We start from the raw sequence: 17,244 nt of genomic DNA, 5'->3' as shown, positions 1-17,244 counted from the left end.
GAGGATCCGGCGCTGCTGCTGAGCCGCAACCTCCTGCACGTCCTGGTGCACCGGCCACCGTCGCGGCCTCCGCCGCGGCCGTGGTCGACGCCGGCGAGCCGCCGGCCGCGGCGCACCGCACCGCCCTGTCGCAGATCGAGTCCGCCCTGCAGTCGCTGCTCTCCGCCGGCGGGTCGATGACCACCGTCCTCGACCAGCTCGCCGACCGCGACAGCGGCATCACCGACACCGCCGGGCTCGTCCAGGCCGGGCGCCTGCGGGCCGCCGCCCTGCTCACCAGCGCCGCCGCCCACCTCGGCGCCGCCGCTGCCGCGCTGCGCCAGGCCCCCGGCAGCTGAGCCACCGCCCGCCGATCCGCCCGTCAGGAGACACCTCCTCCCCCATGCCCCTCTCCCCCGTCCGTTCCTCCCGCCCGGGGATGCGCGACGTTCTCGCCCGACCGCACGTCGCCGCCATGCTCGCCGGCACCCTGGTGGGCCGCCTGCCTGCCGCCATGGCGCCGATCGCCCTGCTGCTCGCCGTCCGGGCCGCAGGCGGCCCGGTCCTCCTCGGCGGAGCGCTCGCCGCCCTCTACGGCCTTGCCGCCGCCATCGGCCAGCCCCTGCTGGGACGGCTCGTCGACCGCACCCTGCTGGCCCTCGTCGCCGCCACCTCCGCCGCCGTCTCCGGCGCCGCGTTCACGGCCCTGGCGCTGATCGGCTGCGCCGACCATCCGGTGGCCGCCGCCGCACTCGCCGTCCTCGCCGGCGCCGCGACCCCGCCGCTGGAGGCCGGACTGCGCGCCCTGTGGCCGCGACTGGTCCCCGACCCCCGCGCCCAGCACGCCGCCTACACGCTGGACTCCGTCAGCCAGGAGAGCGTGTTCGTAACCGGCCCGCTCCTCGCCACCGGCCTGTGCCAACTCCTTTCGCCCGCCGCTGCGCTGGCCGCGTGCGCACTGGCCGGAGCAGCCGGGACCCTGGCCGTCGCTCTCCGGGACCCGGCCCGCTGGGCGCCGAACGGGCGGCGCGCCGGCCACTGGGCGGGCCCGCTCCGCTCACGGGGCCTGCTTCTCCTGCTCGCCTCCATGACGCTGCTCGGCGTGAACCTGGGCGCGTTCAACGTGCTGGCCGTCGCTCTCGCCGACCGGCACGCAAGCGGCTGGCTCGCCGGACTGCTGCCCGCCGCCCTCGCCGTCGGCAGCCTGCTCGGCGGCCTCGCCTACGCCCGCTCGCCCTGGTCGATGCCGCTCGCGCGGCAACTGCTCTGCGCCGCGGGCGGGTACGCGATTCTCTTCGCGCCCCTGGCGTTCACCACGCTGTCGGCCGCGGTGGTCGCTCTGAGCGCCTGCCCCGGCCTCTACCTCTCGCCGCTGCTGGCGAACTCGTTCATCCTCTCCGAGCGCCTCGCCCCACCGGGCACCGCCACGGAGGCCGCCGCCTGGATGATCGCGGTCATCGGCGTCGGCCAGGCCCTGGGCACCGCGCTCGCAGGGCGCCTCGCCGAACACGGCACCGCCGCGGTCGCCGCCGTCCCGGTCCTCGCCGCCGCCCTCGCCGCGGCCGCCCTCCTCGCCCGCAACGACCTGCTCGCCCCCGCCAACACCCCACGGGAGAAGACCGCTTGACCCACCGCACCACCACCCGCACCCGCATCGTGTGGGACTGGAACGGCACCGTCCGCGACGACCTCGCCGACCACGTCGCCGCGCTCAACGCCACCCTGCCCGCCCTCGGCGGCCGGCCCGTCAGCGCCGACACCTACCGGGCCAAGCACCGGGTGCCGATCCGCGCGTTCTACGACGAGCTGCTGGGCCGCACGATCACCGACGCCGAGTGGCAGTCCAACGACTCCGCGTTCCTGACCGTGCTGGACGCCCGCCCGGTACGGCTGCGCACCGGCGTCCGGCAGCTGATGATGCGTCTTCGCGCCCGCGGCATCGGCCAGTCCCTGCTGTCCCTCGCCCCGCACGACCGGCTGGAGCGCGAGGTCCACCACGTCGGTATCGGCGCGCTGATGGACCGCGTCGACGGCCGCCACGGCCCCTCGGTCACCAGCAAGGCGCCGGCCCTGGCCGCGCACCTACGCGCGCTCGGGCCCGGCGTCGACCCGGCCGGGGTGGTAGTGATTGGCGACAGCTGCGACGACGCCGCCGCGGCCCGCGCCGTGGGGGCCGTCCCCGTACTGCACACCGGAGGTCTGCACAGCGCGGAGCGGCTGGCCGCCGACGGCGCACCGCTCGTGGACACACTGGAGGAGGCCGTCGAGATCGGCCTGGCCGTCGTGTCCGAGCGTGTCGGGGCGCGCGCGTGACCCGGCCGGGCGAACCCGCCCCCGCCGTATCGGCCGCAGAACCGACGGCGGTCGGAACCGCCCTGGTCCTGAAGGCACTCGGGGTCGACCGCCTGGTCTCGATACCCGGCTGGCACGACGACGAGGACACCCCGCTCGGCCGCTCCGCCGGCGAGGTCCGCAGCACCGCCCGGCGCCTGGACCACGTCCAGCAGAACATGGTCGCCCTGGCCACCGGCATCCGCCGCGACATGCAGCGTGTCGTCGACGGCAAGGACGTCGACCTGCCGCAGACCCACGGCCTGATCGGCAGCAGCGCCCTGCCGCTCGACCTGCTCTGCGCCCGGCGCGCCGAGCTCTACCAGCACCAGGATACCCTCACCCAACTCCACAAGATCCTCGTCGCCGGCCCACCCCCCGCGCCGCCCGTCCAGCCGGAAGGGCCAGCCACCGCCCGTGTCGCCGAGGCGCCGCTGCGCCCCGCCAAGCTCAACGAGGCGCAGCGCAAGGCCCTGGACGCCGTCGCCCGGGGCCGGGTCTACCTCCGTTCGAGCAGCGTTCGCGGCGACGCGAGCGTCACGACGTCCGAGCCCGTCAGCGCCGTCTCGGTCACTGCCCTGATCAAGCGCAAGCTCGTCGAGGCCGACACCCGCACCAGCCTCTACCAGGGGCAGAAGCTGCGCCTGACCCCTGCTGGCACCCGCCTCCATGCCGCAGTCGTCGGTGCCGCCAGTCGGCAGGCCTCCCCGGTCGCCGCCGCGCAGCGCGAGGCCCCGGTGCCGGTGGCCGGCATCCAGCAGTTCCCAAGGGTAGGGCGATGAGCACCGCTGCGCCCCGCGGCCCGGCGCCCGCCCGCCATGTCGACGGCAGACCCGCCTTCGCCGGCCGGCTCATCGTCCTGGAACGCCTGGGCATCGACACCTACGGGCTGGAAGATCGCCACCCCGAGCCCGGTGAACTGCGCAGCCTGGCACGGGCCCTCGCACGTCACGCACAGCGTGTGGACGACGCCGACGACGAACTGCGCCGCGCTGCCGACCTCGTGATCAGACGCGTGACCCGCAGTCTGAACGGCGACCACCGCGACGTCGAGTCCTGGGGCCTGCTGCGCAATCTCGGCAACGACATCGAGACGCGTGCCGCCCGCTACCACCTCGCCGTCGAACAGCTCGGCATGGCCGTCTTCCTCTACCGGCAGGCGGCCGAACGCCCCGACACCACGGCCGACCACGCGCGCCGCGAGGCCGCGCTGTCGCGCACCGGCGCCGCCCCCGCCGTCTACCACCCGCCTGCGCGGCTGCCAGCTTCCGGCCCACCCGCACCCACCACCGGCGCAGTGCGCCACTGAGCGCGCACCGCCCGCACCGAGGAGGATCCACCCGTTGGGCACCTGGGGCATCGGCCCGTTCGACAGCGACCACGCCGAGCAGTTCGGGGACGAGGTCGACCACGCCCTCCCCGACGAGCGGCACACCGTCATCGAGGCGCGTCTTACCCGCTACCTCGCCGGCGGCCAGGGCTACCACCTGCGGGACGAGGCCATCGCGGCGGCCTTCCTCGTCGCCGCCCAGTACCCGGGCGGTGCGGACGCCGTCTCCTCCGGCTACCGCCCGAAGCAGCCGATCCCCGACCTGCCGCAGCACCTGCGTCCGATGGCGGCCCGTGCCCTGGACCGCGTGCTCGGCGACGTGCAGTTCGACATGGACGCGTGGAACCGTGCCGGGCAGCGGGAGGTCGGCGAGCAGTGGCTGGACGGCCTGAAGCGCCTGCGGACCGTCCTCGACCCGGACACCCCGTACACCGTCGCCTACACGCCGGGCCCGCTCCTGCGGCACGAGATCGGGACCGGCAGGGCCCTCCGGGATCTCGGAGTCGACCGGCTGCGCGCGCTTCCAGGCTACGGCGACGACGGCGCCGCCGGACAGCTCGTGCAACGGATCGTCGAGGCCGCCCGCAGCTGGACCAGGCGCACAAGGACGTGCAGACCGCCGCGGACCTCTCGCTCCAGGCCCTGGACGCCATGCGCAGCCAGCTCCACGTTGTGGCGCTCGGCGCCAGCGGCGAGTTCCACCCGCGCGACGTTCCCGCCTATTCGGTCTCCCCGGCGCTCGGCCCGGCCATGGCCCAACGTGCCGACCGCCACCGCCACCTGACCGCCCTGCTCGACCTGTACCAGGCGACGACCGCTCCGGCGGACGAGAGCCTGCGGGCCACCGCCTCCCGCACACGCGCCACCGCCGCCGCCGCCGCGGCAGAAGGCCTCTCCGCCGCTTCCCCGCCGCCCCCGACGGCCGAACCCCGAGCAGCACGAAGCCGATGAGCCCGACACCGCGACCAGTCGCTGCGGCCCGGCTTTGCCCCATCCGGCCTCCGGCCGGCCCAATCCTTGGAGACCACCTGGCCAGCAAGCCCACTCACCACGCCCGGCAGGCCCTGCAACTGCTGGCGCCGCCCGGCACCGTCCGGGTCCTGCTCGCAGTGAACTACCATGAGGACCCCGGTGCCCGGGCCGCTGGCCCGCCCGCCACGGACAGCATGGACGACACCGAAGTCCACCGGCACCTGCGGCGGCTGCAGGACGCACGGCTGCTCGCCCCCACCGGTGACTACGACATCAGCCGGCAGTCCACCACCACGGCTGCCCGCGAGCTGTGGCCGGTCTGGCTCTCGGCCCTCCGAGTCTCCTACGCCGCCGCCCCCGAACTCGCGCAGGATCATGTCGGGATCACCGTCGAGCGGGCGCTGGAGATCGGCGGTCATCCGGCCGTCCTGGACGCGGTCTCCACCATGCAGCGGATCCCGGTCCCGCTCAGGGGAGCTTCCCACGGCGTCGCCCGCCTGCTGGACACCTTCAGCCGGACGAAGCGGGACGGGGAGCAGCCCGACAACCGGACATCGGTCGAGTTCCTCGGGCACCTGACCGACCTGCACACCGCCCTCGGCGGCTGGCACCGGACCTACTTCCCCGCCGACCGGGTGTCTGCCTCCACTGCGCGGAGCCTCTCTCCGGCCACCGAACACCCCTTGCCGCCGTCGAGCAGCTCCCCTGCTCCCGGGAGGGCTCAGTCCCGACGCACCGGCCGGTGAAGGGGCCCGAGCCCGGCGGAGCTGACTTCGGCTTGGCGGGCCTGGAGGCGGCCGGTGTCGACGACATGGCGAACGCCCGGATCCTGCTCGCCAGCGACCTCGTCTTCGCCCAGGAGCACGAGCCCGGCCTCGCCGCGAGCAACTTCCTGGGCGCCGGCCCGCACAGTGTCCTAGCCGCCCGGATCACCCGCGACCAGCAGGCCGGCACCTACACCGTGCGCCTGCACCGCGCCGACGACGCCTGGGAGGCCCTGGCCTGGCTGCGAGCCCGGGTAGCAGACCCGCCGACCACGACCGCCAGACGCTCCGCTGCCCTCGCCCGCAGCTGGCGCACCGCCCAGGCCCCACTGGCGGCAGCGCCCCGTGCCGCGACCGACCAGCCCCGGACCCCCGTCCGGCGGCGCTGACCCCATCACCGGAAGACCCCCGCCATCCCGACACACCCCAGCAGCACTGCAGCCCACTTCGGCACCGGCGACCTGGAACCCGGCGACTCGGCCAGCGAGCACACCGCCGACCATCTCTCCGTCATCGCCACCGAGCTGATCACCCTGTCCGACCAGCACACCGCTGACCGGACCACCAGCTTCTACGTCGCGTTCGACACCGCCAGCGTGTGGCAGGCCGTCCCGGGCCTCGCGTCGCTGCGGGCCGTCCACGTCGAACGCGACCGGACCACCGGCGTGTTCACCATCGAATCCGCCTCCTTCCCGCTGGTGGCGATGGCTCAGAGCTGGCTCGTCGGCCGCGGGGCCGCCCCCGAAAGGTTCACCTCCCTCACCCCCATCGGGCCCGCCGACCGGGAGACCCGGCGCGTCGAGACCCTGCTGCGCGAGACCGGCCCGGAGCGCTTCACCGTCCACGACGACTACACGTACACCACCGAGCCGTACGACATCTGGGTCATCGCCACCGACACCCGCACCGACGACCCGCAGCTGCCGGTACGGGTCTTCCACGAGCGGCGCCAGGTCGACGACGACACGTACACCCTGCGCGAAGGCCGATTCCCCACCGTCGAAGCCGCCCGCACCTGGACCCGGGACCCCGACGCGCCGCTCCCGCAGCCGCGCACCTCACCGAGCGCCCGCGCGGCAGCAGCCGCGCGCGGCGGCACCCATGCCGCTCCGGGGACCGTCGTCGGGACCGCACCCGGCCCCCTCGCACCCCGTCCCAGTACCGCACCCGCAACTCCCCCGCCACGACCCGCCCGGAAGGCCACACCCTGACCACTTCCCCCACCGCAGCGCCCGGACAGGGACTTGCCGCGTTCACCGAGGCACTCGCAGACCGTCTGCCCGACCGGTGGACGCCGTCCGCCACCCCGCTCACCACGAACGACGCCCGTAACCACGTCCACGCCAGGCTGTGGGACCTCGCCCACGCCTCCTGGGCTCTCCAGACCTTCGTCTACGACCGCGCCGGGCTCCTGCGCGGCCCTGGCGGGCGCGAACTGCTCGTCCTGCCCCGGCCCCACCCGCACGCCGGGCAGTACATCGTCGCCGCTCTGCTGCCCGAGGCCCTCGGTTCCTCCTACGACCACGAGGACTCGACGCCCCACGGCATCGCGGTCGACCCGGACCCCGCCCGCGCGGCCTCCGCCGTCACCGACCGCCTCCTGCCCCGCTACGACCAGGCGATCCGGCAACTGCTCGCAGGTATCGACTCCACTGCGGGCCTGCCCTTTACCAGTCACGGCACCGACTCCCCCGTCCTGCGCCACGCCGTGCGTACCCTGCTGCTCGTCGCCGAACTACGCCTCGCGGACGAGTCGTACGACGTGGTGGAGGCCCTGGCCGGTGGCGGCGAGTACGTCTGCGACCGTGTCGAACTCGACTACGAAATGGCGCCGCTGGTCGAGGCCGCCGCCGTGCAAGCCGTCCTCTCCGCCGCAGGACTTCGCGCCGGTTCGCTGTTCGACCCCGGTATCCCCGCCCTGCTGCGCCAGTTGTCGGCCCGGTCCCCGGCCGATCAGTACGACGTGCTCCGCCGTGCCGCAGAGTCCCTCGCCGAGCCTGCGTCCTCCCCGAGACTCGGAGCCGCCCGCGCTCGCACCCGGATCCTCGCCACGAGCCCGTCAGCGGCCGCGCCGCCTGCGCGGCCGACGGCACCCGCTTCCCGTACCTCCGTGCCCGGCCGCTGACCGCCGGGTCGATCACCAGAAAGCCCCGCGTGCCCACTGCCCCCGCCGACCATGTTCTCGTCCGCCCGCTCCACCTGGCGGGCCGCGGCACCCCCGACTTCGGCCTCAACCTCGTCACCCACTTCGGCTGGCGCGTCCCCCCGCCCATGGACGATGACGAGGTCCTGCTCGCCAGCCCCGACGGCCAGGCCCATCTCGCCTGGCGACCGGCGACGGGTCAGTGGGACGTCACCGTGCCGAGCCGCCACTGGACCCGATCCGGGTGGACGGCCACGTTCGACGACCATGCACCGTCCGAGATCGCCGCGGCGGTCCTCTACGCCCTCGCGCACGCCCTGCAGCACCAGCCCCAGGAGGTCCTGTACGCCATGCCCGGCCCGGACGCCGCACTCGGCGTCCTGGGCCGGGCCGGCTGGGTACCGCAGCACCGGGACGGCCACGAGGTCCTGCTGGCCCCCGACCGCCTCGGTGCGCTCACCCGCCCTCTCAGCTCCGACGACGCCCCCACCGTGCTGACCGGCGCGGCCGAGCGGGGCACCTGGACTGTCACCTTCAGCTCCCGCACCCCCGCTGTCCTCCTGCAGACCGCCGCCGCCACTCTGCTGCGGCCAGCCGTCCGGTCTCTCGACGAACTGCCCACCGCGCACAGGGTTCGGGTCTCGGCCGACCCGGCGCCGCTGTGGACCGCGCACCGCGCTCTCGTCTCGCCACGCCGCCTGGCGGGCGCCGGCAGCGGGTCGACACCCCTTCCAGCAGCCTCCGCGCTGTGGCACCGGACCCGGCCGGGGCGGGTGGAGAGCTCCTGCGGACGGGGACTCGTCACTACCGCTCCCGGCCAGAACCTGAAGGTGTCCGCAGGCCCGCAGGGGCCGAGCCACCGGCTGGCCTGGACCACGGAGTTCAGCGGCGCCGTGCCGTCCGAGATCACCACCGCGTGGCTGCGGGACCTAACCGACTCGCTGACCGCCGACATCGACCTCGGCACCGACGCCACGTTCGTTCCCGGCCCCGGCATGAGCGTCGGCGACGCGATCGAACCACTGACCGCAGCCGGGTGGATCGCCCACGCCGACGACGCCGACCTGCATCTGGTGGCGCCCGACGGGCACGCCACCGCCCGTATCACCCACGGCCTCCTCACGCCCGTGACCACCGTCTCCGACGCGCTGGCGCACACCACCCACTGGGGAGCGTCCATCGACGTCACCGGTGCGCCGGGCCACCGCTGGCGTGTCGGCCTGTCCTCGCTGACACCCCTGCACCTCGTACGGGCCGCGGCGCTCGCCGTCACCGACCCGGACCCGGTCGTCCGCCGTCCCGACCGGATCCCGGCCCAGTTCCTCGGCGCCGTGCATGTCGGCCCACCCGACGCCGCGCGGTCGCCGGCCGCCCTGGCCGCCCGCAGCCGCTGCCGCGGCCCTGCGCAGCAAGGCACCACCGCCGCGCCCCACCGAGGCGACCACCGCGGCCCCTACGCTCCCACTGGGGCACGGCGCCGGCCCCGTTGAGCGACAACTCGCACCTCCAGCGTTCCCACATCAACGACACCGCCCTCCAGGAGGATCCCCTGACCGACCCAGCCCCCGACCCGTCCTCCCCGCGCCACCCGTTGAACGCCTCGCGGGAGTACCACGTCGCCCCGCGCCACCTCGCCCCCGGCTCGGGCGTACCCGACACCGCGCTGCAACGCCTCGCCACCGCCCGGTGGCTCCACGGTGGCGACGATGTCGCCAACGTCTACCTCGCCAGTCCCGACCTGCGCATCCGTTTCGGATTCCTCCCCGAGACCCCGGGCCCGCTGTGGAAGGCCACCGCGGCTGGCGACCCGTTCCATGGCGAGGCCGCATGGCTCGTCACGATGAGCGACCGCACGCCGGCCGAGATCGTGGCCGACTTCGCCAGCGCTCTCGTCGGCGTGCACGCAGAAGGCCCGGCGGCCTACCTGACGGACAACCATCCGGTCGCCTTCGACGAGACCCTCGTCGCCGCGGGCTGGAACACCGTCGAGGACGAGCGGCTTCCCTACGCGTTCTCGCAGTCCCCCGACGGCTACGCCGAGGTCCACCACATCCCTGGCGACCTGGACCGTGCGAGCGAACTGTCCGGTGCCACAGCCCGCTGGATCGTCAACGGCGGTACAGACGAGCAACGCTGGTGGATCACCGCGTCATCCGCCACCCCGACGCGCTTGGTCGCCGGCCTCTACGGCGCCGTCGTCAACCCGGCCCCGATCCGCCGCGAGGGCAACGATCTCAGGCATGTACCGGCGTGCGCCACCGTGACCCCGGTCGCTCCCGTACGCGGCAGCAGCCGTGCACTGGCAGCCCACGCCGGCTCCCCCCTGATCCGCTCGGCCCGACCCTCCGTCTCGGCCCAGTCCGGCCCGGCCTTCGTCCGCGGCGGGATCCGCCAGGCGGTCTCGCGGTAGGTGAGCCGGGCGTCCTGTCGCCGGACGCGATCGCAGTACTCCGACGACTTCGCCTCCCCGCCGAGTAGGGCGACCGCCCTCCGACCGGGTCACCGTCCCGGTGGATCAGAGCAGAGAGAAGGTGTCGAGCTTCCACTCGTCGATCAGGCAGTCCCCCGGCTCAAGGCCGGACAGCGCAGCGGCGAGGTCCCAGAACATCGAGGTCGGGAAGCTGCCGGCGACCACCACATCACCTTGGAGATCGTCCAGCCCGTCGCCCCTTGAATCGCTGCGCGTCAAGGACGCCGACAGGTTGCCCTCGAAGGCTCCGCGGACGGTGAACTCCACGAACCGGCCCCACTGGGCGCGCCGCCATAGGCCGATGCCTCTGCCTCCCTCGCGCCTCACCCCAAGACTTGGTTGGAGCCGGGCGGCGGTGGTGGGGAGGCGGCAGGGGGCTCAATCTTCGGCAGCTCCGGCAAGGAAACCGGGGCCGTTGGAGGCAGAGGTGGCGTGGTCCATTTTAGGTTTTAGCTCGCCCCCCTGGCATAGCGTTCTTGAATCCTGTTCAGCCAGTGGGTAATTCGTAAGGGGTGGTATTGCTTGGGAAGTGAGACTGTTTCGGAAAGTGGCACGGAGGACTGTTGGAGTGCGTTCTGGGACATAGTTGCGGCCCTCATCGCTGCTCGGCGTAATGCGGAGGTCGGAATTGTGGAAGCCGAGGGTTCATCATGACCGCCGGGACACGTCGTCGTGCGGTGATCTACATCCGGGTGAGTGTGGCTCGGGAGGAGATGATCAGTCCGGAGTTGCAGGAGCATCAGTGTCGGGGGTTGGTAGACCGGGAGGGGCTGATGCTGGTGCGGGCTCCGCTGATGGATCTGGGGAAGTCGGGGCGGGGGTTCAGTGATCGTCAGATCGCGGAGATCGTGGGGATGGCGGAGCGTGGCGAGTTCGAGGTCCTGGTGTTGTGGGTGTGGTCGCGGTTCGGGCGCAACACGCTGGAGTCGTTGAAGAACCTGGACCAGTTGACGGAGCTGGGAGTGGAGGTCCGGGCGGCGAAGGAGGACTTCGACGGGCGGACGGTGATCGGGCGGTTCGCGATCCGACAGATGCTGAACATCGCAGAGCTGTTCTCGGACCAGTTGTCGGAGACGTGGAAGGAGACGGTGGCTAGCCGGCGTCGACGGGGGCTGCCGCATGCGAATCAGGGCCGGTTCGGGTATTACCGGTGTGACACGTGTCCGCCGAAGAGGCGCGGGGTGGCGTTGGAGACGTGCCAGGACTGCCGGGTGGGTGTGCTGAAAGTCGATCCGGTGTTCGGTCCGCTGCTGGCGGATGCGTTCGAACGGGCGGCCGCTGGGGACAATCTGGGGTATGTGGTGCGGGAGTGGCATGCGGCGGGGGTGGTGGATCCGGTGACGGGTCTGCCGGTGTCGGTGGGGCGGTTGTACGACGTGCTGGATTCGGGGTTCGGGCTGGGGTTCGTGCGGTACCGGCTGCCGAAGCAGTTGTACAAGTTGGTGCCGGACCGTGACGGGGTGCCGCAGAAGAGACGGAATCGGTCGCGGAGGCCGGAGGAGTTCGGGCTCTATCTTCCGGGGCAGCATGAGCCGGTCATCGGGGACCGGGCGCGTTGTGAGGACGTATGGGACCGGTACACGGCCCGGCGGGGGAAGGCGCCGAAGCGTGCGGCAATCGAGGACCGGCACGAGGCGCGATACTCGGTGAGCGGACTGATGCGGTGCCCGCCCTGCGGGGTGTCGATGCAGCCGCTGCTGCGGGCGAAGAAGAAGCGCCGACCGCCGGTCTGCGGCCGGCCGCATCCGCATGACGTGACCTGGCGCTGCCGTACCCATGCGGAGTTCGGGACCTGCCCGGAGTCGGGTTACGGCAACCTCGAACACGTCGAGGAGCACATCGTGACCTGGCTCGAACAACAGGCCGCTCCGCCGCCGGACCTAGAGCAACGCATCGCACGAGCCCACCGGCCGGTCCCGGTATCGCTGCCGGTGCGAGCCAGCGCCGCAAGCGTGCTTGCCGAACTCGATCGCCAGGAGGACAACCTCGCGAACGCCGTGTCGGTTGGTGCGATCAGCATCGAGGCGGCCCGGCGCAAACAGGAGAAGATCACCGCGAGGCGCCTGGAGACCCAGGAGAGGCTGACGGAAGAGCACATGTCCGCCGAGGTCCACGGGGCGGGGCAGAAGGTGCCCTCGGCGAGTTTTCTCGGGATCCGCGCCGAATGGGAGCTCGCCAGCCCCGACCAGCGGAACCGGCTGCTGCGGACGGTGGTGAAGCAGGTGCTGGTCCGGCGGGGGCGCGGAACCCCGTCGGCGGACAAGTACGAGATCGTTCCCGCGCGGGCGGCGTAGGCGATCGAGCGATCTGACGGGCGGTAGTGCGGTGCGGCGGAGGCGCCAGGCGATCGCGCGAGACGCGGATCTTGTCCATGACCGGCTCGAACTGGGTGCAGTCGGCGTGCTGCCCCGGTGTGATGACCAGCGAGAGGATTCGGCAGTGGCCGTCCGCGCTCAGGTGGATCTTGGTCGTGAAACCGCCGCGCGAGCGGCCAAGCGCCTCGCCTGCAGCTCCGCCGCCACCCGCCGGCCGTTCGACCGCGGCCCGGCCAGTGCGGCCTGCGCCTGGTGCAGACGGCGGGGTGCTCCGGGCGCCTGCGGCGCGGTGGTGCGCGCGTACGACCGTCGAGTCGACCGAGATGTCCCAGCCGATGGTCCCAGCGGCGTCCTCCTGGGCCTGGACCCGCTCCAGGAGCATCTTGCCAGGTACCGTCCGCCGACCAGCGCCGGTGCCGCTCGTGCACCGTCTTCCACGGCCCGTACCGCTCGGGGAGATCCCGCCACGGAACACCGGTGCGGATCCGGTGCAGCACCCCGTTCACCACCTGCCGGTGATCCCGCCACCGCCCGCACCGTCCGCTGCTCACCGGCAGCAGCGGCTCGACTCGTGCCCACTGGGCATCGGCCAGATCGACCCTGTATTCCACAGCACTGCCAACGCCCCGGGCCCGTTCCCCGGGCGGCGAGTCGGAGGGGAGAGTCGCCACCACGCAGGGGGCCAGGCGGCACGATTCTGTTGAAGCCCGGACCCGGGCGGGTGTGCTCCTCTATCGTCGGACGGCATGGGGACGGTGGGGGCTGACGGGTGGGGGCACGGGGTGCCGTTCGCGGGGGTGCCGCCGGTGTTCGACGACCGCACCCGGGACGCGTGCGTGGTGGTGCCGGGCATCATGGGCAGCGTCCTGGAGGACACCGCGACGGGCCGCCCGCTGTGGGGCGCCGATCTCGCGGCGCTCACCGGCACGCTGAGCGGCGAGGCCCTGTTCGCCGCCCTGCACGCGAACGTCCAGGAGCAGGCCGCCAACGCCGACACCGCCCGGCGGGCGCCGCTGACCCGCATCCGCGCCACCGGACTGCTGGCCAGGCCGTGGTGGCTTCCCGTCTTCCAGGGCCTGGACCCCTACAGCAAGACGTCTGAACTCCTTGAGAAGGTCACGCTGGCGCGGGAGGCGGTGGCGCCCTTCCCTTACGACTGGCGCTTGGCGGTCTCCTACAACGGCGCGCTACTGGCCCGTGCGGCCCGTGCGCATCTGGAACGGTGGCGGGAGCGGGTGGTGGCGGTGCCCGGGTGGCGGGCGGCCGGCGGGGCGCGGCCGCGGCTGGTGTTCGTGGCGCACTCGATGGGCGGGCTGGTGGTGCGGGCCGCGTTGGAGCAGGACCCGGAACTCGCGGCCGACACCAGGGCGGTGGTCACCGTCGGGACTCCGTTCCTGGGCTCGGCGAAGTCCGTGCTGGCGCTGAACCTCCTGCATGCCAGGGCGAAGCCGGACCGGCTGGTGCGGCGGGTGCAGGCGATGGCGGCGACCCTGCCCGGTGTCCACGACCTGCTGCCCGGCTACCGCTGCCTGGACCGCGGTCTGGACGTCGAGCGCCTCACCCCGGGCGACGTGGCCCGGTTCGGCGGCGACCGGGACTTGGCCGCCCGCTCCTTGACCGAGCATGCCCGCCACCGCGCGAGCGGGTTTGTCCTGCCGGGGCACCGGGCCCTCGTAGGCGAGGCCCAGCCGACCGTGCAGACCCTGGAGGAAGAACGCGCCGACCTCTCGGTCGTGGCGGGCCGCCGCTACGCCTTCGACGTCGGCGACGACGGTGAACTCGTCCGCGACCCGGCCACCGGCATCCCCGCCCGCCGCGACGTCTCCGGCGACAGCACCGTCCACATGCCCTCCGCCCGCTCCGGCACCGACGCCGTTACCTACGTGTTCGGCCAGCACGGCACCCTGATGCGCCACGACGAGGTGCTGCGGCAGATCCGCCGCATCACCCTGGAACGGCCGCAGGGCCCCCACCTCGGCGACGGCACCGGCCACGGGCCCGGCCTGGAGACCCCCCACCTCGGCGGGACACTCGGACAACCGCTCACCCTCACCGCCACCGGCCTCGACTCCCCCGCCGGCGTCACCTTGAGCGTGCGCTCCGCGACCACCGGCCGCCCAGGCCACCCCCTGACCCTGCGCCGCGACCTTGACCGCAGCGACGGAGCCCTGTCGGCCCGGTTCACCGCGGACGCCCCGGACCTGTACCGGGTCACCCTGGACACCGGCCGACACACACCCCTCACCCAACTCGTCCTCGTCACCCCGCCCGACGCCTGAACCCGGTAGTCCACCCATGACCACTCACCACTCGGACACCCCGCCCGACCCGCTTCCCGCCGACGTCGGCTACGCGACAGCCGATCCCGGCGAAGGCGTGGGCGTCGAGCTGTTCCCGGTCAACTTCACCGCCTACCAGCACGACCTCCTGCCCGACCTGGACACCGAGGCACACGTGCGGGCGATCGCCGAACTGCTCGCCCCCTACGGTCTGCACGTCAACCGGTGGGCAGTTCCGGAGAAGGATCGGGACCGGCAGGCGGTCGAGGAACGGCTCGGCGACTGGAAACGCCTCAACGCCTCCCACCGCGGCAACACGGTGCTCTACTGGGTCGGCCACGGCAGCGCCGACCACCTTGCCCACCACCGCACCCCGGCCCCTATCGACGACGGCGTCCACCCGGAGGAAGTCGCCCGCGCCATCGGCCGTCGCCGCCTGCATCCCGACGCGGAGGACGGCTGGACGATCGTCGTCCTCGACGCGTGCTTCTCCCAGGACTTCGCCCGCAAGGTGCACAGCACCCTCATCACCGAGTACCGCGGCGCCGACCGGTTCCTGCTGCTGTCCACCGCCGCCGAGGGCCACGCCGAACTCGGCGACTTCACCCGCGCCCTGGAACACGCCCTGACCATCACCTTCCTCGGGCAGAAGACCATCGGCCTCGCCGAACTCGGTAGCCAGCTCGCCCGCGACCTCCGCGGGTACCGCGCCGCCGATACCATCGACGACCACCGCGACAGGCTGGTCCGCACGGTGCCCGATGTCGCCTCCGCAGTCTCCGCATCCCTCGACCAGATCGCCGAACTCCGGGCCGTCATCGACCGACTGCCCGCCGACGAACAACGCCACTTCCTCCCCAAGGCATCCGGCGCCGAACTCGGCGAACTCGCCTGGTACTTCCACGGCCGCACCGAGGAAATCGACAAGATCCTGCACTGGCTGGCCACCGCCACCAGCGGCGCCCTCGTTGTCACCGGCCCCGCCGGCTCCGGCAAATCGGCCCTCATCGGCCACGTCCTCCAGCACACCAACCCACGGCTGCGCGACGTCCTTGTCCGCCACCACCACCTGAAGCCCCTACCGCTCGAAGTGCCGTGCCCGGAAAACCCGTTCGACCTCACCGTCCACCTCTCCGGACTCACCCTCACCCGCACCGTCCAACTCGTCGCCCAGACAGCCGACCTTCCCGACCTCGCCCGGGAATCGGCCGACGGCCAACCGTCCGCCGACCTCGCCGCCCGGCTCCTCGAACGACTCCGCAACCGGCACGAACCACTGACCCTGCTCTTCGACGCGCTCGACGAGGCCGAACAACCCCTCGCCCTCGCCGACACCCTCCTGCGCCACCTCGCCGCCCTCCCCCGTGTCCGCATCGTCGTCGGCACCCGCCGCTCCACCCACGAAGGCCCCGACCAACCAGCCCCCGACGACACCGACATCCTCGACGCCCTGCACCCCCGTTCCGACGGAACCGACCTGCAGTACGTGGAAGTGACGCAGAGCCAGGACGCGCTCGCCGGGTACCTGGGCGCCAAACTCCACGCCGCACGGCAGCGGGGCGCCCTGGACACCGACCAAGCAACCATCGAGGCCGCCGTCCGCCAGCTCGTTGCCGACCACCAACAGCAGGGCGGCACCGAGCCCCAGCAGTTCCTCTACGTCCGCCTCGCCGCCCACGAATTCCTCAACGACCCCGCGCTCCTGACCGACCCCACCCCCCTGATCGGCCGCACCCACCGCCAGCTCTTCACCCGAGCCCTGGAACGCCTCCACCGCACCGACCCCCGCTACACCCCCCTCCTACGGGCCCTCGGCCTCGCCCAAGGCCGCGGCCTGCCCGACCAGGACGGCATCTGGGCCACCGCCGCAGACGCCCTCACACCCGATGGCGCGGTCACCCCCGGCGGCAGCATCCCCGGCCTGGTCCGCGACGCCGCCCCCTACCTCGCCCTCGACCAGGAGCACGGCCAGAGCGTCTACCGCCTCGCCCACCACACTTTCACCGAACACTTCACCACCGCCCCCGACACCCCCTCCGCCCACGCAGCTGTCACCACCGCTCTGGCCCGCCATGCCCGCCGCGCCCTCGAAACCCGGCCCCCGAGCGGCGGCACCACCCCGCGGCCCGAGGACGTCAGCCCCTACACCCGCCACCACCTCATCACCCACGCACGCCTCGGCCACACCGCCGGAGCCCTACACCTCCTCGCCGACCACCCCGACGTCCTCGACACCCTCGACCTTGCCGGCATCATCACCACTCCCCTTCACCGCCGCCTGCACCCGAACACAATCCCGCCCGCCATTGCCGGAACCGTGCTCCTCCAGAACCACGTCCGGCAGACCGACTCCGACCAACAGGACCACGACACGATCGGCTGGCGCCGGTGGTGGCGCCGACTCGGCACCACCTATATCCAAGGCACCCCACCCCCCGCCGAACCCCACACCCACCACCCCGCAACATGGCCCCCAGCACTGACCTCCGGCACAGTTCGCCGTCGACCACTCCATCTCCAACTCGCAGGCCACACCGGCTGGGTGAACGCGGTGGCGGTGTTCACTGCGCCCGACGGCACCCCCCGCCTCGCCACCGGCAGCAGCGACAGGACGGTGCGAATCTGGGACCCCGCCACCGGCACCCAGGTGGGCGAACCCCT

Annotated in this window: 16 protein-coding genes and 2 pseudogenes; 15 read left to right on the top strand and 3 right to left on the bottom strand. The window is 73.0% G+C overall.

Annotated features, from left to right (window positions below; genetic code table 11):
* Window positions 1-80: 80 nt before the first annotated feature.
* The 12 genes from ACFVVX_RS15365 to ACFVVX_RS15310 all read left to right on the top strand — a co-directional run bounded on the left by ACFVVX_RS15365 (window position 81) and on the right by ACFVVX_RS15310 (window position 9,929).
* Window positions 81-338 (top strand): hypothetical protein, encoded by a 258-nt coding sequence (locus ACFVVX_RS15365; protein WP_387945519.1) that lies wholly within the window; start codon window positions 81-83, stop codon window positions 336-338.
* Window positions 339-382: 44 nt separating this feature from the next.
* Window positions 383-1,606 carry an MFS transporter gene (locus ACFVVX_RS15360; RefSeq protein WP_387945517.1) on the top strand — a complete coding sequence of 408 codons (1,224 nt, stop codon included), beginning with the start codon at window positions 383-385 and terminating at the stop codon, window positions 1,604-1,606.
* Window positions 1,603-2,292, top strand: coding sequence for an HAD family hydrolase (locus tag ACFVVX_RS15355; RefSeq protein WP_387945515.1), 690 nt, complete (start codon window positions 1,603-1,605; stop codon window positions 2,290-2,292). Before ACFVVX_RS15360 ends, ACFVVX_RS15355 begins: the two co-directional genes overlap by 4 nt.
* The gene (locus ACFVVX_RS15350) at window positions 2,289-3,092 is read left to right on the top strand and encodes a hypothetical protein (protein WP_387945513.1); all 804 of its coding nucleotides are present in this window, start codon (window positions 2,289-2,291) and stop codon (window positions 3,090-3,092) included. Before ACFVVX_RS15355 ends, ACFVVX_RS15350 begins: the two co-directional genes overlap by 4 nt.
* Window positions 3,089-3,619 (top strand): hypothetical protein, encoded by a 531-nt coding sequence (locus ACFVVX_RS15345; RefSeq protein ID WP_387945511.1) that lies wholly within the window; start codon window positions 3,089-3,091, stop codon window positions 3,617-3,619. The genes ACFVVX_RS15350 and ACFVVX_RS15345 overlap by 4 nt, the downstream gene beginning before the upstream one ends.
* Before the next feature lie 34 nt (window positions 3,620-3,653).
* A complete protein-coding gene (locus ACFVVX_RS15340; RefSeq protein WP_387945509.1) occupies window positions 3,654-4,424 on the top strand; it encodes a DUF4259 domain-containing protein in 771 nt (256 codons plus the stop codon).
* Between the two features lie 382 nt (window positions 4,425-4,806).
* Window positions 4,807-5,358 (top strand): hypothetical protein, encoded by a 552-nt coding sequence (locus ACFVVX_RS15335; RefSeq protein ID WP_387945507.1) that lies wholly within the window; start codon window positions 4,807-4,809, stop codon window positions 5,356-5,358.
* A 32-nt stretch (window positions 5,359-5,390) separates the two neighbouring features.
* Complete coding sequence (locus ACFVVX_RS15330) at window positions 5,391-5,765, top strand: hypothetical protein (RefSeq protein WP_387945505.1); 375 nt, start codon at window positions 5,391-5,393, stop codon at window positions 5,763-5,765.
* A 207-nt stretch (window positions 5,766-5,972) separates the two neighbouring features.
* Complete coding sequence (locus ACFVVX_RS15325; protein ID WP_387945503.1) at window positions 5,973-6,587, top strand: hypothetical protein; 615 nt, start codon at window positions 5,973-5,975, stop codon at window positions 6,585-6,587.
* 497 nt (window positions 6,588-7,084) lie between these two features.
* Window positions 7,085-7,501, top strand: coding sequence for a hypothetical protein (locus ACFVVX_RS15320; protein WP_387945501.1), 417 nt, complete (start codon window positions 7,085-7,087; stop codon window positions 7,499-7,501).
* Window positions 7,502-7,530: 29 nt separating this feature from the next.
* Window positions 7,531-9,009 carry a DUF317 domain-containing protein gene (locus tag ACFVVX_RS15315; RefSeq protein ID WP_387945499.1) on the top strand — a complete coding sequence of 493 codons (1,479 nt, stop codon included), beginning with the start codon at window positions 7,531-7,533 and terminating at the stop codon, window positions 9,007-9,009.
* Complete coding sequence (locus ACFVVX_RS15310) at window positions 9,006-9,929, top strand: DUF317 domain-containing protein (RefSeq protein ID WP_387945497.1); 924 nt, start codon at window positions 9,006-9,008, stop codon at window positions 9,927-9,929. Before ACFVVX_RS15315 ends, ACFVVX_RS15310 begins: the two co-directional genes overlap by 4 nt.
* Before the next feature lie 105 nt (window positions 9,930-10,034).
* Here ACFVVX_RS15310 and ACFVVX_RS15305 read toward each other — a convergent pair whose 3' ends face one another.
* Window positions 10,035-10,256, bottom strand: a complete 222-nt coding sequence (locus ACFVVX_RS15305; protein ID WP_387945495.1) for a hypothetical protein — start codon at window positions 10,254-10,256, stop codon at window positions 10,035-10,037.
* Between the two features lie 383 nt (window positions 10,257-10,639).
* Between ACFVVX_RS15305 and ACFVVX_RS15300 the strand changes: the two genes are divergently transcribed.
* Window positions 10,640-12,283 (top strand): recombinase family protein, encoded by a 1,644-nt coding sequence (locus ACFVVX_RS15300; protein WP_387945493.1) that lies wholly within the window; start codon window positions 10,640-10,642, stop codon window positions 12,281-12,283.
* 73 nt (window positions 12,284-12,356) lie between these two features.
* On the opposite strand, the pseudogene ACFVVX_RS15295 reads toward ACFVVX_RS15300, so the two are convergent.
* Together ACFVVX_RS15295 and ACFVVX_RS15290 are read right to left on the bottom strand one after the other, a co-directional pair.
* A pseudogene (locus ACFVVX_RS15295) lies at window positions 12,357-12,686 on the bottom strand (IS5/IS1182 family transposase); the annotation flags it as partial.
* Between the two features lie 10 nt (window positions 12,687-12,696).
* Window positions 12,697-12,915 (bottom strand): annotated as a pseudogene (locus ACFVVX_RS15290) (transposase); the annotation flags it as partial.
* Window positions 12,916-13,050: 135 nt separating this feature from the next.
* Between ACFVVX_RS15290 and ACFVVX_RS15285 the strand changes: the two are divergent.
* On the top strand, window positions 13,051-14,583 hold the full coding sequence (locus ACFVVX_RS15285; protein WP_387945491.1) for an esterase/lipase family protein: 1,533 nt from the start codon (window positions 13,051-13,053) through the stop codon (window positions 14,581-14,583).
* 16 nt (window positions 14,584-14,599) lie between these two features.
* On the top strand, window positions 14,600-17,244 hold a 2,645-nt coding region (locus tag ACFVVX_RS15280), incomplete at its 3' end, for an AAA family ATPase (protein WP_387945489.1).

It is taken from the genome of Kitasatospora sp. NPDC058170 (assembly GCF_042883905.1).
In the GTDB taxonomy this organism is placed as follows: Bacteria; Actinomycetota; Actinomycetes; order Streptomycetales; family Streptomycetaceae; genus Kitasatospora.
The sequence above is the reverse complement of the archived record's forward strand: the minus strand, read 5'-3'. Positions and strand labels throughout refer to the sequence as shown.

Bases quoted from the DNA above. Each gene is read 5' to 3' on its own strand.
- ACFVVX_RS15360 (WP_387945517.1), top strand. From the start codon at position 383: ATGCCCCTCTCCCCCGTCCGTTCCTCCCGCCCGGGGATGCGCGACGTT.
- ACFVVX_RS15345 (WP_387945511.1), top strand. From the start codon at position 3,089: ATGAGCACCGCTGCGCCCCGCGGCCCGGCGCCCGCCCGCCATGTCGAC.
- ACFVVX_RS15335 (WP_387945507.1), top strand. From the start codon at position 4,807: ATGGACGACACCGAAGTCCACCGGCACCTGCGGCGGCTGCAGGACGCA.
- ACFVVX_RS15300 (WP_387945493.1), top strand. From the start codon at position 10,640: ATGACCGCCGGGACACGTCGTCGTGCGGTGATCTACATCCGGGTGAGT.
- ACFVVX_RS15285 (WP_387945491.1), top strand. From the start codon at position 13,051: ATGGGGACGGTGGGGGCTGACGGGTGGGGGCACGGGGTGCCGTTCGCG.